We start from the raw sequence: 25,593 nt of genomic DNA on the forward strand, positions 1-25,593 counted from the left end.
TATGCAAACTCAAAAATCCACTCCGTGGATCAATAACCCAACATTTCGTAAAGTCCTGTATCCGGCTGTCGTGGCCGTCGTGGGGATTATGCTGTGGCAGGGCTGGGTGAGTTATTTCAAAATCCCGCAGTTTCTGGTGCCTTCGCCAGTGGTGATGCTGGAAAGCCTGTGGACTAATTTCGGCTCGCTGACGATGTCGCTGCTGTTTACGCTGAAAATCACCCTGATCTCGTTTCTACTGTCGATAGTGATCGGCGCGGCGGTGGCGTTCGTGCTGGTGCAAAACCGCTTTGTTGAAACCGCGCTGTTCCCATACATCGTGTTCCTGCAGGTGACGCCGATTGTGGCTATTGCGCCGCTGATCATCATCTGGGTCAAAGACACCACGCTGTCGCTGGTGGTGTGTTCGACGCTGATGGCGGTATTCCCGATCATTTCCAATACCACGCAGGGGTTGCGCAGCGTGTCACCGGGTTTGCTGAGTTATTTTCAGCTGAACCGCGCCAGCCGTTTACAAATCCTGATCCGTTTACGCATTCCTTCTGCCCTGCCGTATTTTTTCGGTGCGCTGCGCATTTCCAGCGGCCTGTCGCTGATTGGTGCGGTGGTCGCGGAATTTGTTGCCGGTACCGGCGGCAATAACACCGGCCTGGCCTACCAGATATTGCAGGCAGGATACCAGCTGGACATCCCGCTGATGTTTGCCGCCCTGCTGCTCATTTCGCTTACCGGAATTGCGCTGTTTGGCGTGATGTCGTGGATTTCGAGACGAGCCCTGAGCGCCTGGCATGAAAGCGAAGCCGTGCAATCTCATTAACCTCATTCATTTTTAGGCAGGAAGAATATGGACAATGAACAACGTCAGAATGCGCTTGCCCTGATTCAGCAGGCGCTCCCTGATCTCGACTGGACGTTGCAGGCCCCCAAGGTCAAACGCCTTTCGCGCGATTTTCACTGGTTCAGTCCGGTGCTGAAGCGGCAACTGGAAGACAAACAGGCTGATGCCGTGGTCAGGCCGCGCAGCGAAGAAGAACTGCGTTTACTGGTAAAAGCCTGTGTCAGGCACCGGTTACCGCTGATTTTGCGCGGCGGCGCGACCGGTAACTACGGCCAGCTGGTACCGCTGGAAGGCGGAATTCTGGTGGATATGACCGGCTTTAATCAGGTCTGTGAACTGGGTAACGGCGTGGTGCGTGCCCAGGCAGGGATCCGTCTGGCTGAAATTGAAACCCTGACCCGTCCGGCAGGCTGGGAACTGCGCTGCATGCCGTCAACGTACCGGCTCGCCAGTCTGGGCGGGTTGTATGGCGGCGGTTTCGGCGGTATCGGCTCAATCAACTACGGCCCGCTCGGCGCGCCGGGCAATGTGCTCAGCGTTAAAGTCATGACCATGGAAGCCGAACCGCGCATTCTGCACGTCCCTGCGCCGCAGGCGCTGCTGCTGCATCACGCTTACGGCAGCAACGGGATTGTGCTCGAGGTGGAACTGGCGCTGGCGCCGGTTCATCAGTGGATCGAACGGCTGGACGTGTTCGATGATTTTACCGATGCGCTGGATTACGCCAACGCCTTTGCCCGCTCACCGGGGCTGGTCAAACGCCAGCTGGCGCTTTTTGCCGCGCCAATCCCGTCATACTTCAGCCATCTGAACGGACATTATAGGGCCAGCCAGCACGCGGTGATCAGCGTGATTGCGCAGGAAAGCGAAGGTTTTTGTGCCCATCTGCTGGAGAAGTACCGCGGCCACAGCGCCGTGCGCCAGTCCGCCGGTGAAGCCCGCGAGGCTAATGCGTCGCTGATGGAATATTGCTGGAACCACACCACACTTCATGCGCTGAAAATCGACAGCACCCTGACCTATTTGCAGACGGCGTTTAATTATTCGAATTATCGCCAGCAGATTATCGACATGGCGAATTTATTTGGCGATGAAGTTATTTCGCATATTGAGTTCCTGCGTGACAATGACGGAAATATCACCGCCAGCGGTTTACAATTAGTACGTTATTCCACCGAAGAAAGATTGAACGAAATAATGACAATCTTCCGTAATAATGACGTAAAAATAAATAACCCGCATGTTTATCACATTGAAGATGGCAAACAAGGCGAAATTAAACCTGACGTCGTTTCGGTTAAAAACTGCCTTGATCCTAATGGATTACTCAACCCCGGCAAGCTGCGTGGCTGGGATGTCCGCGACACTCTGACATTAGATAACAATCCTCTTTTATTGACTGACCGGTAAAAATAACTATTAGCCACCCGGCCTGTAAACAGACGGAGTGGCAACCGTTGCGTGCGCCCTCATAAAAACCATTACCGGCAGTTTTTCTGCCGGACAAAATCTATTACATTTTGACAGGATGGCATTAATGAAAAATAACACATTCAGCTTTGCGCTGAAGCTGAGCGCTATTGTCATTTCACAAGCGCTGCTAATAAACCACGCTGTTGCGGCCATACCGGTCACGAGTGACTGCAGCACAGACGCGGCGGATTCCCTGACCGAAATGTTCACCTGCGGATCGGTCAGCGGCAGCCTGCGTACCTTATATTATTCCACTCACAACGCGTACTTCGTACCGGGCTATTCTCAGGACACGGTGAGCTACGGCGGCAGCGTGAAATATGCCACGGCGGAATATTACGGCCTGAGTCTGGGCGTCAGCGGTATTCTTCAGCGCGGAATTTCACACAACGACGACCATCTGATCACCGAACTGGGCTCTAACCAGACCGGCGTGGGCGAAGCTTATCTGAGTTACCACTATCAGGACTTCCGCATCACCGCCGGGGATCAGCGTATTAATATTCCGTTCATCGGCGACTATGACTGGCGCATTACGCCGATCCTGTTCCGGGGTATCGACAGCAGCTACGGTGACAGTGACAACTTCCTGCACGCCACCAAAATTACCCGTTACAAACCCTGGGGCGACGACCAGTTCCTTAACACCACCGCTTATACCGACGCCGACGGCACCACCAACGGCATGTGGGGGATTGGCGGCGGTCGTGCCCTTAAGTTTGATAATCAAAAACTGAACAGTCAGTTGTGGTACGAGGAGTATCACAACTACACCAAAATGGTGTACGCGGACAGTTTCCTGTCGTGGACTGACAGCCCTTCCCAGCCGAAAATCGGCATTCAATTTATTCGTGGTGTCAGCGAAGGCAAAGCGCTGGCGGGCGATGTGAACAGCACCAGCTACGGCGGGCAGTTCGCGATGAATTTCACGCAGGCATTAAAATGGTCGCTCAATTACAACCATATCGCGGCCAATGGCGATGCTTACGGCAACGGCGCACTGGTGACGCCTTACGCGCACAATACCTCTTCCGGCCCGTACTTTGCGCAACCGTTCTTCACCAGCACGCAGGATCTGGGCAGCGGTAACGCCTATTCCACCGACCTGAACTGGAGCGCCACGGACAGCATCTCGCTGGGCAGCCGTTACTCGTTTATGGATCTCACGCCAGCCAAAGGCGCATCGAGCAGCAATCAGTCTGAATATCTGGTGTACGGCACGTATAACTTTGGCGGTGTGCTGAAAGGCCTGAGCATAACAGATTTTGCCGGTGTGCAGACGACGTCTACCTCCGGCAAAGACTTCTGGCAGAACCGACTGGCGCTGGAATACGATTTTTAACGACACATCAGTTCCCGCATACATCAAAGAAAAGCCCGCCGGAGAAGACTCAGGCGGGCTATTTGCTTTCAAACTGCCAGTTCACATCAGAAGTCAGATCAGAGCTCGAATCTGTCGAGATCCATCACTTTGCTCCAGGCCGCGACAAAGTCTTTCACGAATTTCTCTTTGGCGTCACTGCTGGCGTAAACCTCAGCGTTGGCACGTAATACGGCATTCGAGCCAAACACCAGATCGGCACGCGTGGCGACAAACCTGACTTCTCCGCTGACACGATCCCGTCCTTCGAAACGTTCACCGGATCCGTCAGTGGCTTTCCATTCGGTGCGCATATCCAGAAGATTCACGAAGAAATCGGTGTTCAGTTCACCGGTTTTTTCAGAGAAGACCCCGAGATTACTGCCGTCGTAGTTTGCCCCCAGCGCACGTAATCCGCCGACCAGCACCGTTAATTCCGGCACCGTCAGGGTCAGTTGTTGCGCCTTGTCAATCAGCAGATTTTCAGTCGATGCATTGGCTGAACCACTGCGGTAGTTGCGGAAACCGTCTGCTTTCGGCTTCAGCAATTCGAACGACTCACTGTCCGTCTGATCCTGACGCGCATCCACCCGGCCCGGCGTGAAAGGCACTTCAATATCAATATTTGCAGCTTTCGCCGCCTTTTCAACACCCACCACACCGGCCAGAACGATCACATCCGCCAGAGACATTTTCTGCAATGACTGCTGGATGGATTCCAGTGCAGGCAATACGCGGGCGGCAATGGCGTTAACCTCCCAGTCTCTTTGTGGCCGCAGTGCCAGACGCGCACCGTTCGCGCCGCCGCGTTTGTCACCGCCACGGAAGGTAGACGCCGACGCCCACGCCACCGAGACCAGTTCGCTGACGCTCAGGCCGGAAGCGGCGATTTTTTCTTTCAGCTGCGCGATATCGGCAACCGTCGGGTGATATACCGGAACCGGCAGCGGATCCTGCCAGATTAAATCTTCTTTTGGCACTTCCGGGCCGATATAACGCGCTTTCGGCCCCATATCGCGGTGGGTCAGCTTATACCATGCACGGGCAAAGGCTTCGTTGAAGGCCTGCGGATCACCGTGGAAACGACGCGATATTTTTTCAAACTCCGGATCAAAACGCAGGGTCAGATCGGTCACCAGCATGGTCGGTTTGCGTTTTTTCGTCGCGTCGAACGGGTCAGGAATAATATCCGGCGCATCGGCAGCTTCAAACTGAATCGCTCCGGCCGGGCTGCGGGTCTGCACCCATTCATATTTGAACAGGTTTTCGAAGAAGTAATTGCTCCACTGCGTCGGGGTTTGCGACCAGATCACCTCCAGACCTGAGGTGATGGCATCCGCACCGGCACCGGTTCCGTGACGGTTTGCCCAACCCAGACCTTGTGATTCAATCGGTGCAGTTTCAGGATCAACGCCCACATTGCTGGCATCGGCTGCGCCGTGGGTTTTACCCAGCGTGTGCCCCCCGGCGATTAACGCGACAATCTCTTCATCGTTCATGCCCATATTGCCGAAAGTGGCACGAATAGCCGGGGCCGCCGACGCCGGATCACCACTGTGATTCGGACCTTCGGGGTTAACGTAAATCAGCCCCATTTCCGTTGCGCCCAGCGGCGATTTAGCCAGTTCTTCAGGATGACGGTGTTCCAGCCAGGTGGTTTCGTCACCCCAGTTGATGTCCAGATCCGGTTCCCAGACGTCTTCACGCCCGGCGCCAAAACCAAAGGTGCGGAAACCGGCGTTTTCCAGCGCGACGTTCCCCGCCAGAATATACAAGTCGGCCCAGGAAATTTTCTGGCCGTATTTTTGTTTCACCGGCCATAACAGGCGACGCGCTTTATCCAGACTGACGTTGTCCGGCCAGGAGTTGAGTGGTGCGAAACGTTGCTGGCCGCGGCCTGAACCGCCGCGTCCGTCAACGGAGCGATACGTTCCGGCGCTGTGCCACGCCAGACGGATGAAAAGACCGATATAGCTGCCCCAGTCGGCTGGCCACCAGGGCTGTGACGACGTGAGCACCCCTTTGAGGTCGGCTTTCAGTGAGGAGTAATCTAATTTGGCAAATTCTTTACGATAATCAAAGGATTCGCCCAACGGGTTTGAGCGATTTGAGTGCTGATTCAGCAGGTCAACCCTGAGCTGGTTGGGCCACCAGTCACGATTATTTGTCCCGCCACCTGACGCTTTATTGGTGTTGCCTTCATGAAAAGGGCATTTGCCAGCACCGGCTTCTCTGTTTGCTTCAACAATCGGCTTTGCGTCTTTTGCTTCTTCATCAATAGAACTGCTCATGCTCACACTCCTGTTATGTAGTCTCATTGCTACTCTATACGCAGATTGAAAACCGTCACATCTGAATCACCCTATGTATTTGATAGACCTTCCCTTCGGAATTTGGCGCTATTTCTGCGCATTTTCACAACAAAAATACTCCATTCCTGATTACAGAGTAGCCACTTAATCACAGAGACTTCTCTGCCAGTGTCTCAAAATGCAAAAAGCCCGCCGGTTTTCCGCCGGCGGGCCTGGGGTTTCTAAAACTTTCTTCTGCAGTTACTCACGCCAGCCCATTTCAGGGGCGACATATTTGAGGATTGACTCAATCACGTGCACGTTGTAATCGACGCCGAGCTGATTCGGGACGGTCAGCAATAACGTATCGGCTTCAGCGATCGCTTCATCCTGTTTCAGCAGTGTGATCAGCCGGTCCGGTGTCGCGGCATAGCTGCGGCCAAAAATAGCGCGGGTTTTCTCATCGAGGAACCCGACTTTATCGCCGTCATCGCCGCTGCCACCAAAATACGCGCGGTCGCGGTCATCCATCAGGGCAAAAATACTGCGACTGACGGAGACACGCGGTGTGCGCTGATGTCCCGCTTCCGCCCAGGCCTTGCGGTAAGCACGAATTTGTTGCGCCTGCTGAATATGGAACGCCTCGCCGGTTTCATCATCTTTCAGCGTGGAACTTTGCAGGTTCATGCCCAGTTTCGCCGCCCAGACTGCGGTGGCATTCGACCCCGCGCCCCACCAGATACGTTCACGCAGCCCTTCTGAATACGGCTCAGGGCGTAACAGACCCGGCGGATTGGCAAACATCGGTTGCGGATTCGGTTTCGCAAAACCTTCGCCACGCAGTACATCCAGCAGTTTTTCTGTATGACGGCGCGCCATATCGGCTTCCGTTTCGCCTTCTTCCGGCTGATAACCAAAATAGCGCCAGCCGTCAATGACCTGCTCCGGAGAGCCACGGCTGATACCCAGTTGTAAACGCCCCCCGGAAATCAGATCCGCCGCACTGGCGCTTTCCGCCATATACAGCGGATTTTCATAACGCATATCGATAACGCCGGTACCGATCTCAATCTTGCGGGTTTTCGCGCCGATGGCGGCCAGCAACGGAAAAGGCGATGCCAGCTGGCGCGCAAAATGATGCACCCGGAAATACGCACCATCGGCGCCCAGTTCTTCGGCAGCGACCGCCAGATCGATAGATTGCAATAAGGCATCAGCCGCCGAGCGCGTGCCCGACTGGGGTGACGGTGTCCAGTGTCCAAATGATAAAAATCCAATCTTTTTCATCGCGTCTTCATCCTCATAATCCGTGAACCTGTGCGCTGTCTCTGTCATGCGGGACAAGGCGTTGTGATGGGTTTACTTTACGCGACTCAGGATGAGAATAAATATCATTTGTTTAACATAAAGATTCAGTTTATTTGATTAACAATAGGAAGCATTGCGGATCTGGACATGAAAAAAATCCCTCAACGGGGCGGCGTAATGTGCATTACCGGGAACACACAACAGGTTTATTTCCTTTCACTAAAATAGAGCGCAGGGGTACAGCCGACAGATTTCTTAAACATGGTGATAAACGCATTGACTGACTCATAGCCTAATTCATGAGCCACATTTTGCACGGACTCACCGCTGGCAAGCCCCCGCAGCGCAATAATCAAATGAAGTTGCTGACGCCAGCGTCCGAACGAAAGGCCGGTTTCACGCACCATCAGTCGCGCCAGGGATCGTTCACTTAATGCCAGACGTCTGGCCCACTCATTGAGCGTACTCCGGTCCTGCGGATGACTGACCAGCGTTTCGGCCATCACCTGTATTTTGGGATGTGCAGAGACCGGCAAATTAAAATTCTGCCGGGGCATATTAACCAGTTCATCAAGCGTGACCCGGGCCAGCCTCGCGGCATGGCTGTCCGGCGGATAGTCATTATCTTCCCTGACCAGACGATTCATCAGTTCGCGGATAAGGGGCGAAACAGCAAATGTGCAGCATTGCTCCGGCAGTGCGGCCGCGCCCGGCTCAATAAACAAATAGCTCAGGTGCGCATTCCAGGTTGCTCTCGCACTATGCGCAATGCCGCCGGGGATCCATACGCCGCAGTGAGGCGGCACAATCCATATCTCATTTTCGGCCCGGCACGTTACCGCGCCGTAGAGGGCAAGAATTAACTGTCCCTTGCGATGCGTATGAACCGGCACCTCCGCTTCGTACTCGGTAAAATCAAGCAGGCGTGCTACTGCCGCACAGCGAGTGGAATCGGGATCAAAAAGAGAAGTCACATCACGGGAAGCATTCATATTGGCAGGATTTAGGTATTTTTTGGCAGTATACTGCATTTCCTCTGCTGAGTAATCTGGCAATAATTGCCGGTATGCGCAAATGAATTTTTTGCCACCACCGCTTGCCAGGGACCATTACTCTCATGTTCAACCCGTTACGCAGGGTCTTCCCCTCCTCCTCTCTTCTTAACGATGCGAATGCGTTGTTATATTCAGCCAAGACGTTTACCGCCGCCATGCTGGCATATTACATCGCGTTGTCTATCGGTCTGGAAAGGCCTTCCTGGTCCATTATTACTGTCTATATTGTTTCGCAGACCTCTGTCGGCGCCTCACTTAGCCGGAGCATTTATCGCCTGGCCGGGACGATAGCCGGAGCAACGATGACGGTGGTGATTGTGCCTGTTTTTGTCAACACCCCGATAATTTGCAGCCTGGTCCTCACCGGCTGGATAACAATTTGTCTTTATTTTTCGCAGCTTGATCGCACACCCCGCGCTTATGCCTTTGTGCTGGCAGGCTACACGGCGAGCCTTATCGGCTTTCCTGCCGTGTTCGGGCCCGGTGCAATTTTTGACATCGCCATCACCCGGGTACAGGAGATCATGATCGGGATACTGTGCGCCAGTGTGATCCACCGGTATGTCATACCAAAACGCATTACCGGTCTTTTTAACAGCACACTCTCGGCAACGCAGCGTGATGCCCGCCGGCTGGTGGCTGAAACGCTGCAAAGAGCATCAGGCGGGAAAGAAAAACAGCTTCAACTTGCGCTGACGTTACAGTCACTTGAGGGGGTGGGTCACCATCTGCCCTATGACTTCGCTATCTCAAAACCATCCCGTAAAGCCCGCCAGTTAATACATGACAGATTGTCGCGGCTTTTGGTCCTCAGTAACCAACTGCATGATTACCTGCAGGTATTAAAAACCTTACCTGAAGAGATTACGACACTGGTCAGTGAGATCACGGCGTGGCTCACCTGTGACGATCCCGCCGCACGTAAAGCCGGTGCCGAAACGCTACTGCAACGTTGCGTGTCGTTGCAACAACGGTCATGTACGGACGAATTAAAGGTAGAAACAGAACTTCACGTTAATTTTGTCAACCGCCTGCACGAGACCATCATGCTTTTGCAGCAATGCGAACAGCTTTCTCATGCCATCCTTTCCGCGAAGTCTGAGCACCTGGCTGATGACGCCCGAAATGCCAAAGGTTACGTTTATCACCGGGATCACTTTACCGCCGCGCGCGCCGCGCTGGGGGCATTTGCAATCATCTTCAGCGGCTGTCTGCTGTGGATTTATTCCGCATGGCCCGACGGCGCCACAGCCGTATCAATTCTCGGCGTCTGCTGCACGTTATTTGGCAGCTTCGACACCCCGGTGCCTCATATCGTTAAGTATATTGCAGGCTCCGTCTACGGGGTCATTATCAGCCTGCTTTATAGCTTCGTCCTGCTCCCTCAGGTGACCGGGTTTACTGTGCTGGTTGCCGTACTTGCCCCTGCCTATTTGCTGGCCGGTTCCCTGCAGGCCAGGCCACCCACCACATTCATGGCCATGGGCATCACGTTAACGCTGCCTGTATTGTCTGAATTAGGCGCCCGCTACAGTGGTGATTTTGCCGCTGCAATAAACACGTCGGTCGCTTTATTTGCCGCAACCGGTTATGCCGTGATCAGCATGAGTTTATTACAGCCCGTACAGGCGGATTCTGCTATCCGTCGCCTGCTGGACCGATGTCGACGGGATATCCGGTCCCGCGCAAAAGGTCTGTCATCCGTTCATGATGTGGCCTGGGTGAACCTGATGATAGATCGGACCGCACTGATCCTGCCCCGGCTGCGGCGTAGTAATCAGGCGGCCGACCAGGTGCTTAACCGTCTGCTGAATTACCTTAATATCGGCCTTGCGGTGACGTATTTACGACGCTCACTGAATCAGCTGGAAGGGGAAACCGCCTTACAGGTGAATCACCTTCTCAACCTGCTGGCCCGTGGTGCACAACCCAGTGAATTGCAAAACAGTATTAGCAAGATACTCGCCATGAACGCTCAGGTTTCACATCAACCACCGCAGGCGCTTATTGAACATATTATTGACCTGCACTGTGCGTTAAAAAACTTTACGCAAGAGAGGGATAAGGAACAGGCACATGATGACTGATATTAATATTGGTGGCGTCTTTTTACCTGGCTTATTAGTCATGGCTTTGGTGGCATTCTCCGGCACGATTTTAATCACTCCTTTTTTAGCTTTCAGCCGGTTTTACCGGCGTTTGCCCTGCCGGCCGCTCGTTGATTTTACGACTTTTATCATTATTTTCGCCTTGTTAATGCAGGCTCTGAACGCGTTAGGATTATTAGTATGAAGCCATTTTTTTCTCTCTTAGCCCGTTATGTGTTTACCTTAAGCGCCGTCATTGCCGCAGCCATTATTGCGTTCATGATGTGGAAGCATTATGCACAAACCCCCTGGACACGTGATGGTCGTGTACGGGCAGAGGTGGTGCAAATCACGCCGGATGTGTCCGGGCCGGTAAGCCATGTCGCCGTAACCGATAATCAACGGGTTAACCGCGGAGATATTCTTTACTCCATCGATCCGCAATGGTTAAAACTGGCGGTGATCAGCGCACAGGCTGAGGTTGACGCGAAGCGAAATGAAATGCAGATGCGTCAGGATGCGGCCAGACGGCGCAGTCAGATTAGCGGGGTTATTTCTAAAGAGGATATACAAAATACCCGCAGTGCGGCGGGCATAGCGACGGCTGAATATCAGGGAGCACTGGCCGCGCTGGAACTGGCGCAGCTCAATCTTTCCCGCGCGACCATTCGTTCTCCGGCCGACGGTTACGTCACGCATCTGAGACTGCGGCCCGGAGATTATGCCAGCGCAGGAGTCACAAAAGTTGCCGTTATTGATGCCAGCAGCTTCTGGGTTGTGGGCTATTTTGAGGAAACCAAAATGCAGCATATTCATGTGGGTAGCGCGGCAAAAATCGTGCTGATGGGATATAAACCTGCACTGACAGGCCATGTGGAAAGCCTGGGGCGCGGAATAGATGATAGCAATGACGCGCCCGGCAATCAGGGCCTTCCCGACGTAGAGCCCACATTCAGTTGGGTACGGCTTGCCCAGCGTGTGCCGGTGCGCATCCATATTGATAAACTGCCAGCAGGGGTCGAATTAGTGGCCGGTATGACCGCCAGTATCGCCATCACTCCGACAAAGCCTGCGGATGTGGAAACAGAGCGTATCGCGCTGTTGTCTTCTGACCGGTGAATATCGGGATAACACATTTGTCAGAAAAACCGGCAGCAGGATGGCATTCATCCTGCCGCCGGATAACGCATCTTCTCTGCCCGGGATATTAACGGTGCAGGCGTAGCATACTGGAGACAGACGATAGCGCAGAGATAAGACAGGCCAGCCCGAAGACATAGACGGCGAACTGTGCCCCCGCATGTCCCGTCAGTCCGTTCAACAGGGCAATAACCATGGCGACCAGTGCCGCGCCAATAGATTGCCCCGCTGTTCTGGCGGTGGACAAGACGCCCGAGGCGGTTACCGTTCGGTTCGATGCCACATTCGAGAACATCTCTTTGTTGTTCGGCGGCAGGAATAATCCATAACCTATCCCGCACACTGCCACACGCCAGAGAAAATCATTCACCGTCGCAGCCTCCGGTAACAGAGCCAGAGAACCTAATCCCAGACTAAAAATCACCACGCCGACTGTCGATATCTGGGTAGGATTTAAACGATTGGACAACCGGCCAGCCACCGGGGCACAGATTGCAACGGCCACCGGCCAGGGTGTAAAGATAAACGCCGATTCCAATACCGAATAGTGATAGGCGTGCTGCAGTACAAAAGGCAACCCCACCAGCGCCATTCCCTGTGCCACAAACATTGAAACGGAAGAGATCACCGCGAAGGTATACCGCCGGGAACGGAATATATCGGGAGGCAGCAACGGGCTCTTTGAACGCGTCTGCACGTTGACGAAGATGGCCAGCAGCACCACTGATGCGACGCCGCAAAGCATCAGCAGGCGACTGTCCCAGCGCCCGATTTGATCGACAGCGATAACCATCAGACCCAGGGCTGCGGCTGAGGTGACAGCACCCCCCCAGTCGAAGCCTTTTTCTTTCTCCGTATCAACGCCCAAAGAGATAAGCGAGAACACAATGGCCAGTGCACCCAGCGGGAGATTAATGTAGAACAGCCACGGCCAGTCCAGATAAGAGATGATCAGGCCGCCTAACGCAGGGCCAATCGCCGTACCCACCGCAAATGCCAGTGCATTCAGCCCTAAAATAGTTCCCAGCGCATGTGGCGGAAAGATAACCCGGTAAAGACCCAGTCCGACGCTTATCATAACCGCATAACTCACCCCCTGGAGTATGCGCATGGTAACCAGCATGCCGAAGGTCGGGGAGAGGCTACAACCCAGCGATGCCAGTGTAAACAGCACCATGCCTGCGGTGTAAAAGCGCCGCTCCCCTATCCTCGAACCCAGCGATGCACAGATCAACATGGTTGCAGCGCTGGCCACCTGATAGCCGTTGGTAACCCAGATGATAGATGCTGAATCTACCTGTAAAGCCCCGGCAATAGAGGGCAAGGAGATATTGACGATGGAACTGTCCAGCGCCGCCATAATCACGCCAATTAAAATGGCCGCAGCCGCCAGATAGCGCCTCGGGGTCTCAAATCCTTGTTCTAAGGGACTACTGCTTACCAATGACATATCCTTAACGTCCTATAGTGAATGGGAATTACGCGCAGAGGCTTTCAGCCCCGGCATCCGGCCCTTCGAGGTAGGCCAGCAAACCCAGCATCAGCACTTCTTCCGGGCTGGCTACGACGGGAGACCGCGGGACTTTCCAGGGTTGTTTACTGCCGTTAATACGGATACTTCGCAGGAAACAATAGGTCGTGAGAACATAGAAGCGGTTGCGCATACTTTCTCCCATCAGCGGCAGCAGACCGGAAATACCGCCTAACTCCGGGATCTCGCTAAGAATGCTGCCATAGTCTGACTTCGCCAGCACGAACATCAGGGCATCAGGCATCGGTACTATTTTCACAGCATCCTTTACCTCTGCCGCAAGCTCATGCCAAAACGAAAAGGCAAAGCGGGAAAAACCGAAAAGCGGATCGAGTCCCCGTACCGAGAAATCAGGGTCAATAAAGCGGGTCTGAGCATGTTCTTCGTTATAAAGCACATTACCAAAGTGGAAATTGAAATGGGCTTTTTCAACTGATTTGAACTCTTCGGTCCGGGCCAGCGCCAGCGACTTTTCAAACACTTCCCGTGCGGTAATGCTAAAGGGTGCGCCGTTAAGCAAAACAGGTTTTTCAAACAGTTCATGTGCGAAACGCGTGCCTTCCCACTCTTCCAGGAGTCGGGCTGGCATATCGTGGGTCATCGCCGACGGGGTCTCTGATTCCAGGCTGATCGCTTTCTGTACGTTTTCCAGTGCGTTTCTCACGATCACCCTGCGTTCAGCAAGCGACCGCTGGTCGTCAAAGACAATTTTGGACAACGGCAGGGAATCCATCTTCTCGAGAATGTAAAATTGCCGCCCGGCAGCCAGCCCGTCATGTAAGACCGGGACCATCAGTTCCGGGTAAATATCATGCAATGCGCGTATCTGATCGACTTCAGCTTTCAGTTTGCCATTGAACATTTCGGACATAGCCGTCTTCACCACAAAGCCTGAACTCAGAAAATCCACTGTATGAGAGCTTGTCATTTTTCAATCCCCTGGAAAGTTGCCAATGGCAGGCCAAGCGCGATGCTACGCGCGACGGCACGCACAACAGCGCTATAGCCGACGGTGTTGTTAACAAACGACTGGATGATGACCTCACTCAACCCCTGGCCCGCCAGGTAGGCCGGCCGGAGAATAAGCAAGTGATTGTGATCAGAGAGAATCGTTGAGCACCTGCGCTCGAAAGCATACGCCCGGCTTCCCAGAGGCGACCGGGATGCCCTGACAACATGAGGGTGGGTCCCGCTCACCCGCTCAATTGCCGCCTCAATGATATCCGGGGTTAATGCCCCCTCATCCCGGACGATGAAACGGTTAATCTGATAGCCAGGTGCGTGCACAGGGGCACGTAATGAAACGGTATTCACTAACGGTGCCCAGGGCATAACCTTGTCCTGACTCATGGCTATTTGTGAGAAGCTCGGGCGGAGATTGTCGCGTGCATCCTGCAGACGGCCCTCAAACGAGCGGGTGCCAAGTACGCCGTTTGGCGTATCGGGATGCACGATATCGGTTTCAACCGACAGAATATGCGAGGTGTTGCAACTGATGGTTCTCAGTGCTTCGGTTAATACGCGCAATGAAGCATGCATCCCGTTGGTCTGACAGGACCCGAGGCAATACAGGCCAGAATCGACCACCTGACGATGTAGGGTACTGATATCATCACGGGTCAGATCCTCCAGACAACCATAGATACTCGGCAACTCGTTTGCCTCTGCAACCCCCAGCACCACATCAGCGAGTTCTTGCATATTGCGTGCTACAGGGCTGTTCTTGTCCATATCCAGCTTGCTGGTCGCGATAAAACCCATGTCAAAACGGCCAGCCTGCGGGGGAAGCTCCCGGGCAAGATCGCCAAAGAAAAAGCGGACCTCGCGGCCGTCAATTTGCAGGGTATCGCTGTTGATAATCTGGATATGGGCCTGCACACCAGGGAGCGCCATCGCCAGACGAGCAACAATGCCATCTATCGGACGCAGTTCAGGATAATGTTTATCTAAAGAAGGAGGATTCGTGACGACAGTCTGAATGATAAAACCATCCTTCGCCGGATCGTTCTGAATCAGCAAATTCGCACCAATTTCTGCTCCGCAGCCCACCAATATTGCTTTTTTCACTTCATCACCTCGCATTAAATGAATATAGGTAAGTGTTTTTTGATGCGACCTAATCCCAGGAGAACATTTTCAGGAGGTCAGTGACGGACATAGCATCAAGCTTCGATGCCGAAATCAGGGTGTCGGCCAGAATACGGGACCGGTCACGCAGCGGACTCTGCGAAAGATTCAGATGGAATTTCGTCAGCAGTGCTTCGAAACACTCTTCACGGCGACGAACATGGCCCAGCGGATATTCAATGGTTTCAACGATTTCTTCGCTCATTCCATGGCACTTCACAAAGAGCGTATTAGGGATGGCGCGTTTATCCGGGTCGTAGTAGCTCCCGGTAAAGGAAGGACGTTCAGTGCAGGTAATTTTCAATCGCAGCGCATCAAGCTGAGGATCGCTGGCGAGCGGTTCGTGGAAATCCTTAATGGTCAGGTTTCCGGTCTGGAGGCCTACCGCAACCATGTACTGGAGACAGTGATCGCGATCGGCGGCGTTATTGAGCGGCCCTGATTTATCAATGATCTGCATCGCCGGTCGGGTTGTTTCGACCCGCACATACTCGATACTCTCAGGTGTAAACCCGGCGGCCAGTATCCGTTCCCGGAGGTTAATGGCCGCTTCGACAGCCGTCTGGGCATGGTACTCCGCAGGATTGGGGACTTTGAACAGGATATTCTTAATGACAAAATCTGACAGATTACGCGACAGATTGAAGGGTTTGCCTCTCAAAACAGCATCATTGAATCCCCACCGGCTGACCGTCAGCGCCGTCGGATATCCCATCTCGCCGGTTTGCGCGAACAGTGCCAGCTGCAGACCACGCGCCGTCGCATCCCCGGCGGCCCATGATTTACGCGTCCCCGCATTGGGCGCATGCCGGTAGGTTCTGAGAGAATGACCGTCGATAATCGCGTTGGACAGCGCACTCAGGGCCTGGTCTTTTGACAGGCCCAGGAGCTGAGCTGAGGCGATGGCAGAAGCCACTTTAACCAACACGACATGGTCAATACCCAGCTCGTTGAAACAGTTCGACAGGCACAACACACCGTGGATCTCGTAGGCACGAATCATTGTATTCAGGACGGCGTTCATATCCGTAGGTGTCTGATTACCACCACGCAGACTGTGCCATGCCGCCGCTGCCAGAATAGCCCCCAGATTATCGGACGGGTGCCCCCACTCTTGCGCGAGCCAGGTATCATTGAACTCCAGCCAGCGAATCATCGAACCCAGATGAAAGGCCGCCTCTATCGGTCCCAGTCTGAGCCCGGTACCGGCAACCGGAACCCCCTCCCGGCTCTTGCTGAACTGAGCGCTGCCCATTAGCCTCATACAATCATGGTCAGCAGAGGCGGCAATGGCGCAACCTATCGAATCCAACAGGCAAAAACGTGCCAGACGTAAAGTCTCATTATCAAAGGTTGCCTGCTCATAGGCGTAGTCAACCAGTTCAGTCATTACTTTATCAAACTCTGCGTGCGCCATATTTCACCCTCCGGAAACTAAAATGAATTTTCTTAAATACACCCAGCTGAGATTGGGTAATATATATATTCAAATAATAGAAATAGACAAGCAGTTGATTTATATGAAGTTACATGACTTCACTTCTAAAATCGTAATTGGCATGACAATAAAAGACCAGCGAATAAAATCGAGGCACTCATCGAAAGTATTGATACCCTGAAAAAATGCCTGTTGCGGATGACTGATTGTTCGGGGAAATGTGCATGAGTTACAGAGCAGAAAAATAAGCACAGTCTGTTGTTGTAATTCGTAATTCAGAATTAATGTCTGCCCGGAGGGTAATAATACTGACACGTCTCCTGAACTGGCCAGACAGAGCCTGTGGTGGTATCCCGGCGCGCGGGTGTTTAAAACATAGTGACAAAATCATTAATACAGAATATAAATAATTGTTGTGACGGTGAACTAATTTTTAGCATGAGGTCTCAAATGAAGCTAAGTGAACTTCTTGCGTTCGTGACAGTCGTGGAGACAGGGAACATAACCCAGGCAGCCGAGCGTCTGAATCGCGTGCAATCGAGTATTTCCCACCGGATCAGGAGCCTGGAGGATAATCTGGATGTCACCCTGTTAGACCGGAAAACTGATGGTTGCTCACTGACGGCACAAGGTCAGATACTTTATGACTACGCCCTTAAAATATTGAACCTGGCGGATGATTGTAAAAACAACCTTTCCCACTCCAAAAATAGCCAGCTGAATATACGAATTGGCATAATTGAATGTTTACCCCCCTATATTGTCAGCTCGCTCATCGATCTGGGGCATGATTTGGGCTGGAACATAGACATTTCGATAGGTAATACTCTCAGCTTACTCAATGCCTTTGACCAAAATGAATTCGATGCAGTAATAATCGGTGCGGGTTTTTCAAACACCCAGCATTCACGCTCGATATTACTCTCCAGCGAACTGGTTATTATTACGGAAAAAGATTACCCAACCATTAAAGACATCTCCAGCCTTGACGGCGAAGTTTTTTTGCTCAGCAGTAAAAAATGTGCAACCACGACCCGCAATTATAATACTCTTTTTAATGAAGGGAATATCACACCCAAACGGGTTGTGGAATGCGGATCATATCCCGTGCTGTTCTCCAGCATTGCCGCCGGTAAAGGCGTATCTTTAGTTTTACGCTGTTCGATCAGTGGCGAGGTACAAAATAAGATTAAAATTCACGAACTCAGTGGTCAGTTCAATGATTTCAAGATAGAGCTTGTTTATCGTACAGATTCACCTTATCTGGATAGCACAAAATTCCGGGGCATAATGACCTCACTTTTTCAGGATCCCCGGCTGCACAACATCGGCTATTAAGGCATCCGTTATTAAGGCATGGGTAACAAGCCCTTAGGCGTTCCCCTTTTCAGTAAAACCCCTCATCAAATACAATCGGGAGAGCATATGACTGATATATGCTCTCCCATTCAGTAAGCAGACTTTCCCGACGCATCCTGTTCTGACAACGAAAGGAAGCATACTCTATTTACGTTATGCAGATTTACGCAGAACGACTAACGACCTGGTACGACATTTCTCCAGAATTAACTTCATCATGGGTACTTCAAAGTATTTATATAAAAAGGAGGCACAGGAGACAGATAACACTAGCGCAACGGCGATAAGTGCAATCCCTTCCGGCAAGCTAAACTTTCTTCCTGCCGTGAGATTCAAAAAATAAAAAAGCACTAAAAAATGAACCATATAAAATGAATAAGATATCTCCCCTAACCATACAGACATTTTAGTGTTCAACCATGTATTTCGGTTTTTTAAATCATCACCCGCAATTGAAACGATTAACAAGCTAACGGGGATAATGAATACCACACTCATACTAAACTGGTATGGGATATACATAGATCCGAGATAACTGGCGGCAAGCAGGGAAAACGAAGCCGTTTTCGACAGCACCAGCATGCGTCCGTGCATCATAAGCCGCGCTGCAAACATACCGGCCAGAAATTCAAATATGCGTGAGGGAGGAAAAATATATGAAACCCAAAAATGTTGCTGCGAAATCGGAAACGCCCCCATCATCTTATTCGGCTCAACCCACAGGTAAATGTACGTTTGAACCAACAAGGATCCTGCCGTTACAATCGTTAAACCGAGCAGATCGAATTTTTTAGGTATTGTCTTCATTACTCTAAAAAGATAAGGGAAAGAAAGATAAAACATCGCTTCTATACACAGAGACCAACTGGGTCTGTTACCCACAAAAAAATAATGCACATCATCAACCCAGGTATTCAGTAACAGAAGGTTTGATGACCATAATTTATATTGATATATGCTCATAGCACCAATAACGAACGCCACGGCCCAGGTCAGACAGTGCGTGGGATAAATCTTCGCAAAACGCCGCAGGTAAAAATCCCCCACGGTGTCGTTATCTTTCGCAGACCACACCATGATGAATCCGCTGAGTATGAAGAAATAAGAAACGCCAAGCCAACCCGCTTTGCCTACGATAACAGTAAAAATATGCTGTATGGTGGGGTCTGAAAAGGGTGCGAGATCGCTGGGTAATGATGAGTGAAATAAAAAGACTAATAAAGCAGCCCAGAATCTGCTTCCGGTAAGCGATGGAAGTTTGGGCTGGGAGGGTAATTTCTCCGCCGTGACCGACTGACTCCCATCCTGTTCATTTACATCAGTGCGAATAGCATCAATATTTATTTCTCTGTTTATTGCAGGATTCATTTTGCTCCCCCCGAGGATAGTATTTTAAACCTGAGAATTTATTCAGTAGCATAGCGACAATGTTACACAGTAAAAAAATTAATAACGGCAAAGCAACTTAAGCAGAGCCAGACAGGTTGCCCCATTTAATCGTTGCGTTGCCGGTCAGGAAATACATTATTTACAGAGCAGAATGTTCTGATAATAGCTTTTAATTAATTGAAACCGACGATCCCATATCCGGATTCACGTTTTTCAATATAACCGAATCCTTGCTCGCCAAAATGCATACCGCCGACAAGAATTCTTTCCGAGCTCACCTTCTCCAGCATGTGGGAGCGGATCTCTGCCGCCATGTGAGGATCGTAGTCAAAGGCGATCGCAACTTCCGGTTTTAGCAGTTGAATATGGGGGAAATGAACAATGTCCCCCCAGATTAATACGCTACCTTTGCTACCTTCAATCCGGTAACCCGTATGCCCCGGCGTATGTCCCTTCAGCGGGATCGCAAAAACACCAGGAAATACCTCGCCATGATCGATGAGACGAAGATTTTTCTGATACTTTTTGAATATACTTCGCGCCAGCAGGAAATTACCTTTTACGCGGTCACTGACGGCTGCGAAATTCTCATCATCTTGCAGATAATTGAATTCATCGCTGTTTATCACCAGTTCAGCATTAACAAATACAGCGTCGCCTTCTGCGGTGAGCAATCCACCGATATGATCGGGATGGGCATGGGTGAGAAGTACAGCGTCAATATTGTCAGGTTGTATCCCCAACCGGTCCAGATTGGCAATCAGCCTGCCCCCCCATCCCTTAACTCCCCCTGCTCCGCTATCAATAAGAATATTTTTATCCTGCCGGCGGATTAAGAAGGTGTTAATATGAACCGCATTGAGTTCACTGATTTTCGCACTGCGCTGAATGGTTTTGCACTCTTCCTCGTCCACATTTGAAAGCATCCCGAAGTCGACGTGCAGATAGCCATCGCTAACCGCAGTAACCGATATATCGCCGAGATCTCTTGTTGGAAAACTAACATTCATAATCTGTTCCTTAGTTCTTTGCATAAATATTACCTGCTTCAAAAGAGAAACAGCGAATTCTTGCTGTGACTCCTATTTTCTCCTTAATCAATAAATCAACCTGATGCATGAATTCATCCAACACGGGCACGGTTCGGAAAACTTCCTGCCTTAGTTTTGCTTCAAAATAGACCGGCGTACCGAAACCTATCTCTGCGGTGAGGTAGCTGATGTGAATATTATTTTCTTTCGCTTTCAGAATCTCTTTGGCAAGACGGGTTAAGGTGGTTGAAAATTCAGCAAAAACCCCGGCATCTAACCGGTGACTGGCTGAGGTATAGAGAGTAATGCTGGGCATATGACATCGACTCCTTCGGCGAGTTATTTAGGCAGTCAGAGAGCCTTATACTGTTCTGACAGGGGCTAATCGCATGCTTTTTATGACATCGGGATTAGCCACCGTGCCCGTGTCCGAAGCCCCCCGGCGGAGTTGATCAATTAACTCTATGCCACTCGTGACCTTCCCAAAAGCCGTGTAGTTCTGGTCTAAAAAACCTGCTCTGGCGGAGGTAATGAAAAACTGATGGCTGGCACTGTGCGGATACCGTGATCTGGCCATGCCGAGGGTACCGCGTTCAAAAGGCATGCGGTTAAACTCTGCGGCCAGCGCCGGTAATCTCCGGTAATCCAGACCAGGATCTTTTATCGGGTCACCCGTTTGTGCCATAAAGCCTTCTATAACCCGGCTAAACGGCATGCCGTCATAAAATCTGGCCTCTACCAGCGATTTTATGCGTTCAACATGCCCGGGTGCCAAATCAGGAAATAAACGGATGCTCACTGTTCCATTCGCCAGTTGCATCTCGATAACATCCCTCTGTGCCATAACCCCTTTTAACGCAGCCGGAAGTATTACAGCACCTGCGCACAATCCCAGGCTTCCACCAATAAATAACCGACGATTCATAGGATTTACTCCGTTCGCGCTTCAGATTTTTTCATCATCTGCCTGCAAAATTGACTCATTAACGACGCCCGTGCACCCCTGACCCGCGCTGAATACCTGCTCCGGGTGTTAATGCGTATTTTTGTTCTCAATGAACGAGATGATTTCATCAGTGAGCGCTTCGGGTTGCTCAAAATTCGGTAAATGGGCTGCGCCGGGTATGATATGCAATGGGGCGTTGCGCTTTTCAGCCAGACGTTGCGCGTAGTCCTGGGGCGTAAGCTGATCTTCACTCCCTCTCACCACCACAGCCCTTACCCCCGGAATATCCATATCTGTCAGATCGGTATCAGCGATGGCGTAGGAACAACCTGCGAAAGCTTCAACCGTTGTCCGACGCAACATCTGCTTCAGGCCGTCTGCGTCTGGCGTATCGATAAATTTCGGTGTCACCCATTTACTTAAAATCCCCATCTCGAGGTGTTCAACACCGTGGTGAAAGACATCTTCAGCCCGTGCCCGCCAGAGCGAAGGCGGAGCGGCATTCACCAGTGCCGTATCAACAATAATCATTCCCTGTACTCGTTTGGGTATCTTGAATCCAATCCATTGCGCAATTGTTCCGCCGATTGAAACCCCGGCAACATAGAACTGATCGATTTGGAGATGATCAAGCGCCGCCACGACATCGTCGGCCAAATCTGCCATGGTAAATCGCAAAGAATCGACCGCGCTTAATCCGTGCCCGCGGATATCCAGGCGGATCACACGATAACGTTCAGTCAGACGCGGCATTTGCAAATCCCACAAGTGCAAATCCGTTCCCAAAGAATGCAGAAGTACCAACGCAGGCGCTTTTTCTGAACCCTGCACATCGACGTGCTGAGTTAATTTAAGTGGCCGGATAAACATTTAATACTCCCTATTCTTTTTCAGCTTCATGGAAATAAACTTTCCCGTTACGATGGCAAACCTTAAACACGCTGCTAACGTTATTAATAGAACAATTGCTATCTTTGCTCTAATGGATAATTTCGATGCGACTATCGAAATTGTAGATACGAGGCGGATAATATTAATTTTGAAATGTGTAAGGACTTCGGGGCAGCTATTTCAATGGGTGTGCTTAAAGCCCGCGCGCGTAAAAATTTAAGCGGCGGTTCCTGATGATTAATTCTGTCCATAAAAAAACCCGCACAACGGGCGGGCTTTGGCAGTTACAGGCTCAGGGGCGGATTACACATGTGCGATTTTCTTCGCCTCCAGCGCTTTATGAATAGCCGCTTCCAGTTCGTTGATTTCGAACTTCGCCACATAACCGTCAGCACCCACTTTACGCACATGATCTTCATTGGCGCTGCCGGATAAGGAGGAATGAATAATAACCGGGATATTTTTCAGGAATTCATCACGCTTGATATTGAGCGTCAGGGTAAAGCCGTCCATTTCCGGCATTTCCAGATCCGTTAATACGAAGGAAATTTTATCGGCAATGGGCAGTCCCTGGGCTTTGCATTCTTCAGCCATTTTACGGATTTTATTCCAGGCTTCCAGACCGGTGACATGCATCTGCGCCGGGATTTCCATCATGTTAAGCCCTTTCTCCAGCATCTGACGGGCGACTTTAGAATCTTCGGCCACGATCGCCACCGTGCCCGGCTTGAGTTTAAATGCGCTGGTTTTCTTTTTATCCATGTCGATATTACTGTTCGGAATAATGTCATGGAGGATTTGTTCAACGTCGAGCACCAGCGCCAGACGGTTACTGGATTTATCGTTATCCAGACGCGCAATACTGGTGATGTTACGGCTTTTCACACCCCCCTCGGCAGCCAGCACCTGACTCCATTCAAGACGCACAATGTCATCAACGGATTCCACCGCAAACGCCTGAGTACTGCGTGCATATTCGGTGACAAGCAGAATGTTCAGGCCGGTTTTGGGCACACAACCGACCACAGCAGGCAGGTCGATGACCGGAATGATTTCGCCACGGATGTTGGCCATACCCATCATCGGGGAGGCCATACCCGCCGCTTTAGTCAGCGTGGGCATCGGCACGATTTCGCGCAATTTAAAGACGTTGATACCAAAAAGCTCAGATTGCTCGTCATCCGGCGATGTCCCCAGACGGAACAGCAAAAGCTCAAACCGGTTTGATGAAGTGAGATTGGTTCTCTCATCAATTTCTTTCTGAAAATTATCCATACTTTCCCCATGCCTGTCGTTATTCGTTTTTGATTGTGTTCGCGCGGTGCGTCATTCGGAAAATAAGGAATTCCATTCTCTTTTTTCTCAGAGGGACGTTGTTTTTATCGGCCGGTCAGGGGTAATTCTTTATAGCGGGGAAAAAATTGAAGTAAAGCACCCGGTATCACGAAAATACCGGGCAGGAACGGTCAGCCGCCGATTTTCACCAGCGTCCGGCCCTGGATTTTATTGTTCAGGAAATCGGCTGCAACAGCCGGAGCTTGTTCCAGCGTAATTTCCGTCGCAGCCTGCTGATAAAAATCGTCCGGCAGCGTATTCAGTAAACGCTCCCAGACGGCAGCGCGACGTTCAGCGGGAACTGAAACCGAATCCACCCCCTGCAAACGCACATTGCGCAGAATAAACGGCATCACGGTGGTCGGCAGGTTGAAGCCCCCCGCCAGACCGCAGGCCGCCACGCAGCCGCCGTAATTGGTTTGCGCCAGCAGTTTGGCCAGCACCTTGTCGCCGACGGTATCCACCGCGCCGGCCCAGAGTTGTTTTTCCAGCGGACGGGTTTCGGCAAAATCATCACGGGAGAGGATTTCGCCGGCACCCAGTTTACGCAGATAATCATGTGTAGATCCACGCCCCGTCACGGCCGCCACGGTGTAACCGAGCGTATGCAACAAGGCCACCGCCGTACTGCCGACGCCGCCGCTGGCACCGGTCACCACTACGGTGCCGCTTTCCGGTGTCACGCCCGCCTCTTCCAGCGCCATGACGCACAGCATGGCGGTAAACCCGGCGGTGCCGATGATCATGGCATTGCGCGCAGCCAGACCTTCCGGCAGGGCGACCAGCCAGTCACCTTTAACACAAGCCTGCTCAGCCAGACCGCCCCAGTGCGTTTCGCCGACGCCCCAGCCGGTCAGAATGACAGATTGTCCGACGGAGAAACGCGGGTCGTTGCTGCGGCTGACATGGCCGGCGAAATCAATACCCGGCACCATCGGAAACTGCCGGATGATTTTACCTTTACCGGTGATGGCCAGGGCATCTTTGTAATTCAGCCCTGACCAGCTGATATCCACCCGCACATCGCCTGCCGCCATATCCGGCAGCGCAATCTCTTTCACTTCGGCCAGCGTGGCCTTATCTTGTTGTTCCAGGACCAATGCTTTCATTTTCTTCCCTTTATATTTCAGGTGATTCGAGTTTTTTGTCGTGAGGTATGCGATGACTCACGTAATGATTGCAGGTGCTATTTTTAGATTCAGGATTGAACAGGTGACACAAGGGTATGACGGAAATACGCCCAGAACTGATCCAGCGGCCCGGCCGAGCGAAACAGTTTTGCCCGCATCACCGCCCCTTCCCAGCCGGACCAGAAAATCTGTGCCAGTGACGCGGTCGGCATGGTTGATACGATATCGCCCGCCTGACGGGCTTCTTCCAGGCAGAGGGCAATACGACTTTCCCAGTCATACAAAATCGTTTTGAGTTTCTGCAAAAAATCATCCGGCAGCTGCGGGGATTCCTGCAATAAATTACCGACCAGACAGCCACGCCTGAACTCAAACTTCGCCATTGCCTGACCGGCATGCGTCACAAATGCGTCAATGCGTTGCAGCGGTGACAATTCAGTGCTGAGCAGAAACTTGTCGAGTTTGTGGGCGAAAAAAGCGCCGTAAGCCGTCAGCACGGCCATGCCGAAATCCTGCTTATTTTTGAAATAGTGATAAAACGAGCCTTTCGGCACGGCGATGTTTTTGATCACCGCCTCGATGCCTGCCGACAGGTAACCCGTTTCTGTGATCACTTCCAGCCCCGAACGGATAAGGGCTTCGCGCGTATCCTCAAACTCCCGGGCCGTTCTCGGCGGACGTCCGCGGCGCGGTTTGAGTGGCACCTCAGGTACAGGGGAAAACGCACTACACATAATTTAGACCGATCGTTTTTTAATTGCGAAAAGCCTACGCCTAATTTTTTATGCCGGCAAGCCTGCCGCGGTTCCCGAACCGTAAAAACCTGCCCGTCCGTCAGCCCTGCAAAGCAAAAAGCCCGCTCGG

The 25,593-nt window shown here is 51.8% G+C and carries 22 protein-coding genes; 7 read left to right on the forward strand and 15 right to left on the reverse strand.

Going from position 1 to position 25,593, the window contains the following annotated elements; genetic code table 11:
• Position 1: 1 nt before the first annotated feature.
• The 3 genes from J1781_RS04960 to J1781_RS04970 all read left to right on the forward strand — a co-directional run bounded on the left by J1781_RS04960 (position 2) and on the right by J1781_RS04970 (position 3,653).
• Positions 2–817 carry an ABC transporter permease gene (locus tag J1781_RS04960; RefSeq protein ID WP_217233284.1) on the forward strand — a complete coding sequence of 272 codons (816 nt, stop codon included), beginning with the start codon at positions 2–4 and terminating at the stop codon, positions 815–817.
• A gap of 27 nt (positions 818–844) precedes the next feature.
• Positions 845–2,248 carry an FAD-binding oxidoreductase gene (locus J1781_RS04965; RefSeq protein ID WP_217233285.1) on the forward strand — a complete coding sequence of 468 codons (1,404 nt, stop codon included), beginning with the start codon at positions 845–847 and terminating at the stop codon, positions 2,246–2,248.
• Positions 2,249–2,375: 127 nt separating this feature from the next.
• A complete protein-coding gene (locus J1781_RS04970) occupies positions 2,376–3,653 on the forward strand; it encodes an OprD family porin (RefSeq protein ID WP_129955502.1) in 1,278 nt (425 codons plus the stop codon).
• Positions 3,654–3,751: 98 nt separating this feature from the next.
• Here J1781_RS04970 and katG read toward each other — a convergent pair whose 3' ends face one another.
• The 3 genes from katG to J1781_RS04985 all read right to left on the reverse strand — a co-directional run bounded on the left by katG (position 3,752) and on the right by J1781_RS04985 (position 8,262).
• Positions 3,752–5,962, reverse strand: coding sequence for a catalase/peroxidase HPI (gene katG, locus J1781_RS04975; RefSeq protein WP_238483471.1), 2,211 nt, complete (start codon positions 5,960–5,962; stop codon positions 3,752–3,754).
• A 261-nt stretch (positions 5,963–6,223) separates the two neighbouring features.
• A complete protein-coding gene (locus J1781_RS04980) occupies positions 6,224–7,249 on the reverse strand; it encodes an LLM class flavin-dependent oxidoreductase (protein WP_217220077.1) in 1,026 nt (341 codons plus the stop codon).
• 227 nt (positions 7,250–7,476) lie between these two features.
• Entirely contained in the window at positions 7,477–8,262 is a 786-nt protein-coding gene (locus tag J1781_RS04985; protein ID WP_217220084.1) for an AraC family transcriptional regulator, read from the reverse strand.
• A gap of 125 nt (positions 8,263–8,387) precedes the next feature.
• Here J1781_RS04985 and J1781_RS04990 point away from each other — a divergent pair, with 125 nt between their 5' ends.
• Genes J1781_RS04990 through J1781_RS05000 form a run of 3 tightly spaced genes read left to right on the forward strand, consistent with a single transcriptional unit; the run spans position 8,388 to position 11,531 of the window.
• Positions 8,388–10,412, forward strand: coding sequence for an FUSC family protein (locus tag J1781_RS04990; RefSeq protein WP_217233286.1), 2,025 nt, complete (start codon positions 8,388–8,390; stop codon positions 10,410–10,412).
• Positions 10,402–10,617 carry a DUF1656 domain-containing protein gene (locus tag J1781_RS04995; RefSeq protein WP_217220075.1) on the forward strand — a complete coding sequence of 72 codons (216 nt, stop codon included), beginning with the start codon at positions 10,402–10,404 and terminating at the stop codon, positions 10,615–10,617. Before J1781_RS04990 ends, J1781_RS04995 begins: the two co-directional genes overlap by 11 nt.
• Positions 10,614–11,531 (forward strand): efflux RND transporter periplasmic adaptor subunit, encoded by a 918-nt coding sequence (locus J1781_RS05000; protein ID WP_217233287.1) that lies wholly within the window; start codon positions 10,614–10,616, stop codon positions 11,529–11,531. Before J1781_RS04995 ends, J1781_RS05000 begins: the two co-directional genes overlap by 4 nt.
• Positions 11,532–11,619: 88 nt before the next feature.
• Here the strand turns inward: J1781_RS05000 and J1781_RS05005 are convergent, their stop codons facing one another.
• The 4 genes from J1781_RS05005 to J1781_RS05020 all read right to left on the reverse strand — a co-directional run bounded on the left by J1781_RS05005 (position 11,620) and on the right by J1781_RS05020 (position 16,627).
• Complete coding sequence (locus tag J1781_RS05005; protein ID WP_129955497.1) at positions 11,620–13,002, reverse strand: DHA2 family efflux MFS transporter permease subunit; 1,383 nt, start codon at positions 13,000–13,002, stop codon at positions 11,620–11,622.
• Positions 13,003–13,030: 28 nt separating this feature from the next.
• Positions 13,031–14,011 carry an aminoglycoside phosphotransferase family protein gene (locus J1781_RS05010; protein WP_129955496.1) on the reverse strand — a complete coding sequence of 327 codons (981 nt, stop codon included), beginning with the start codon at positions 14,009–14,011 and terminating at the stop codon, positions 13,031–13,033.
• The gene (locus J1781_RS05015; RefSeq protein ID WP_235173990.1) at positions 14,008–15,132 is read right to left on the reverse strand and encodes a hypothetical protein; all 1,125 of its coding nucleotides are present in this window, start codon (positions 15,130–15,132) and stop codon (positions 14,008–14,010) included. The genes J1781_RS05010 and J1781_RS05015 overlap by 4 nt, the downstream gene beginning before the upstream one ends.
• A 67-nt stretch (positions 15,133–15,199) precedes the next feature.
• Positions 15,200–16,627 (reverse strand): bifunctional 2-methylcitrate dehydratase/aconitate hydratase, encoded by a 1,428-nt coding sequence (locus J1781_RS05020; RefSeq protein ID WP_217138432.1) that lies wholly within the window; start codon positions 16,625–16,627, stop codon positions 15,200–15,202.
• Positions 16,628–17,098: 471 nt separating this feature from the next.
• Between J1781_RS05020 and J1781_RS05025 the strand changes: the two genes are divergently transcribed.
• Positions 17,099–17,986: a LysR family transcriptional regulator gene (locus J1781_RS05025; protein WP_129955493.1), complete on the forward strand. Its 888-nt coding sequence runs from the start codon at positions 17,099–17,101 to the stop codon at positions 17,984–17,986.
• Positions 17,987–18,160: 174 nt separating this feature from the next.
• On the opposite strand, the gene J1781_RS05030 is transcribed toward J1781_RS05025, so the two are convergent.
• From J1781_RS05030 to acuR, 8 genes are all read right to left on the reverse strand, one after another.
• Positions 18,161–19,375, reverse strand: coding sequence for an acyltransferase family protein (locus J1781_RS05030; RefSeq protein WP_217233288.1), 1,215 nt, complete (start codon positions 19,373–19,375; stop codon positions 18,161–18,163).
• A gap of 194 nt (positions 19,376–19,569) precedes the next feature.
• Complete coding sequence (locus J1781_RS05035; RefSeq protein WP_129991807.1) at positions 19,570–20,406, reverse strand: MBL fold metallo-hydrolase; 837 nt, start codon at positions 20,404–20,406, stop codon at positions 19,570–19,572.
• 10 nt (positions 20,407–20,416) lie between these two features.
• Positions 20,417–20,743 carry a hypothetical protein gene (locus J1781_RS05040; RefSeq protein WP_217156661.1) on the reverse strand — a complete coding sequence of 109 codons (327 nt, stop codon included), beginning with the start codon at positions 20,741–20,743 and terminating at the stop codon, positions 20,417–20,419.
• Between the two features lie 45 nt (positions 20,744–20,788).
• Entirely contained in the window at positions 20,789–21,352 is a 564-nt protein-coding gene (locus tag J1781_RS05045) for a peptidylprolyl isomerase (protein ID WP_217138433.1), read from the reverse strand.
• 108 nt (positions 21,353–21,460) lie between these two features.
• Positions 21,461–22,243: an alpha/beta fold hydrolase gene (locus J1781_RS05050; protein ID WP_129955489.1), complete on the reverse strand. Its 783-nt coding sequence runs from the start codon at positions 22,241–22,243 to the stop codon at positions 21,461–21,463.
• A 324-nt stretch (positions 22,244–22,567) separates the two neighbouring features.
• Complete coding sequence (locus J1781_RS05055; protein ID WP_217233289.1) at positions 22,568–23,539, reverse strand: chemotaxis protein; 972 nt, start codon at positions 23,537–23,539, stop codon at positions 22,568–22,570.
• Between the two features lie 191 nt (positions 23,540–23,730).
• Positions 23,731–24,708 (reverse strand): oxidoreductase, encoded by a 978-nt coding sequence (locus J1781_RS05060; RefSeq protein WP_129955487.1) that lies wholly within the window; start codon positions 24,706–24,708, stop codon positions 23,731–23,733.
• An 89-nt stretch (positions 24,709–24,797) separates the two neighbouring features.
• Positions 24,798–25,463, reverse strand: a complete 666-nt coding sequence (gene acuR / locus J1781_RS05065; protein ID WP_129955486.1) for an acrylate utilization transcriptional regulator AcuR — start codon at positions 25,461–25,463, stop codon at positions 24,798–24,800.
• Positions 25,464–25,593 lie beyond the last annotated feature (130 nt).

The sequence above is a fragment of the Rahnella perminowiae genome, from assembly GCF_019049695.1.
GTDB lineage: Bacteria > Pseudomonadota > Gammaproteobacteria > Enterobacterales > Enterobacteriaceae > Rahnella > Rahnella perminowiae.

Bases quoted from the DNA above. Each gene is read 5' to 3' on its own strand.
- J1781_RS04960 (WP_217233284.1), top strand. From the start codon at position 2: ATGCAAACTCAAAAATCCACTCCGTGGATCAATAACCCAACATTTCGT.
- J1781_RS04965 (WP_217233285.1), top strand. From the start codon at position 845: ATGGACAATGAACAACGTCAGAATGCGCTTGCCCTGATTCAGCAGGCG.
- J1781_RS04970 (WP_129955502.1), top strand. From the start codon at position 2,376: ATGAAAAATAACACATTCAGCTTTGCGCTGAAGCTGAGCGCTATTGTC.
- katG (WP_238483471.1), bottom strand. From the start codon at position 5,962: ATGAGCAGTTCTATTGATGAAGAAGCAAAAGACGCAAAGCCGATTGTT.
- J1781_RS04980 (WP_217220077.1), bottom strand. From the start codon at position 7,249: ATGAAAAAGATTGGATTTTTATCATTTGGACACTGGACACCGTCACCC.
- J1781_RS04985 (WP_217220084.1), bottom strand. From the start codon at position 8,262: ATGAATGCTTCCCGTGATGTGACTTCTCTTTTTGATCCCGATTCCACT.
- J1781_RS04990 (WP_217233286.1), top strand. From the start codon at position 8,388: ATGTTCAACCCGTTACGCAGGGTCTTCCCCTCCTCCTCTCTTCTTAAC.
- J1781_RS04995 (WP_217220075.1), top strand. From the start codon at position 10,402: ATGATGACTGATATTAATATTGGTGGCGTCTTTTTACCTGGCTTATTA.
- J1781_RS05000 (WP_217233287.1), top strand. From the start codon at position 10,614: ATGAAGCCATTTTTTTCTCTCTTAGCCCGTTATGTGTTTACCTTAAGC.
- J1781_RS05005 (WP_129955497.1), bottom strand. From the start codon at position 13,002: ATGTCATTGGTAAGCAGTAGTCCCTTAGAACAAGGATTTGAGACCCCG.
- J1781_RS05010 (WP_129955496.1), bottom strand. From the start codon at position 14,011: ATGACAAGCTCTCATACAGTGGATTTTCTGAGTTCAGGCTTTGTGGTG.
- J1781_RS05020 (WP_217138432.1), bottom strand. From the start codon at position 16,627: ATGGCGCACGCAGAGTTTGATAAAGTAATGACTGAACTGGTTGACTAC.
- J1781_RS05025 (WP_129955493.1), top strand. From the start codon at position 17,099: ATGAAGCTAAGTGAACTTCTTGCGTTCGTGACAGTCGTGGAGACAGGG.
- J1781_RS05030 (WP_217233288.1), bottom strand. From the start codon at position 19,375: ATGAATCCTGCAATAAACAGAGAAATAAATATTGATGCTATTCGCACT.
- J1781_RS05035 (WP_129991807.1), bottom strand. From the start codon at position 20,406: ATGAATGTTAGTTTTCCAACAAGAGATCTCGGCGATATATCGGTTACT.
- J1781_RS05040 (WP_217156661.1), bottom strand. From the start codon at position 20,743: ATGCCCAGCATTACTCTCTATACCTCAGCCAGTCACCGGTTAGATGCC.
- J1781_RS05045 (WP_217138433.1), bottom strand. From the start codon at position 21,352: ATGAATCGTCGGTTATTTATTGGTGGAAGCCTGGGATTGTGCGCAGGT.
- J1781_RS05050 (WP_129955489.1), bottom strand. From the start codon at position 22,243: ATGTTTATCCGGCCACTTAAATTAACTCAGCACGTCGATGTGCAGGGT.
- J1781_RS05055 (WP_217233289.1), bottom strand. From the start codon at position 23,539: ATGGATAATTTTCAGAAAGAAATTGATGAGAGAACCAATCTCACTTCA.
- J1781_RS05060 (WP_129955487.1), bottom strand. From the start codon at position 24,708: ATGAAAGCATTGGTCCTGGAACAACAAGATAAGGCCACGCTGGCCGAA.
- acuR (WP_129955486.1), bottom strand. From the start codon at position 25,463: ATGTGTAGTGCGTTTTCCCCTGTACCTGAGGTGCCACTCAAACCGCGC.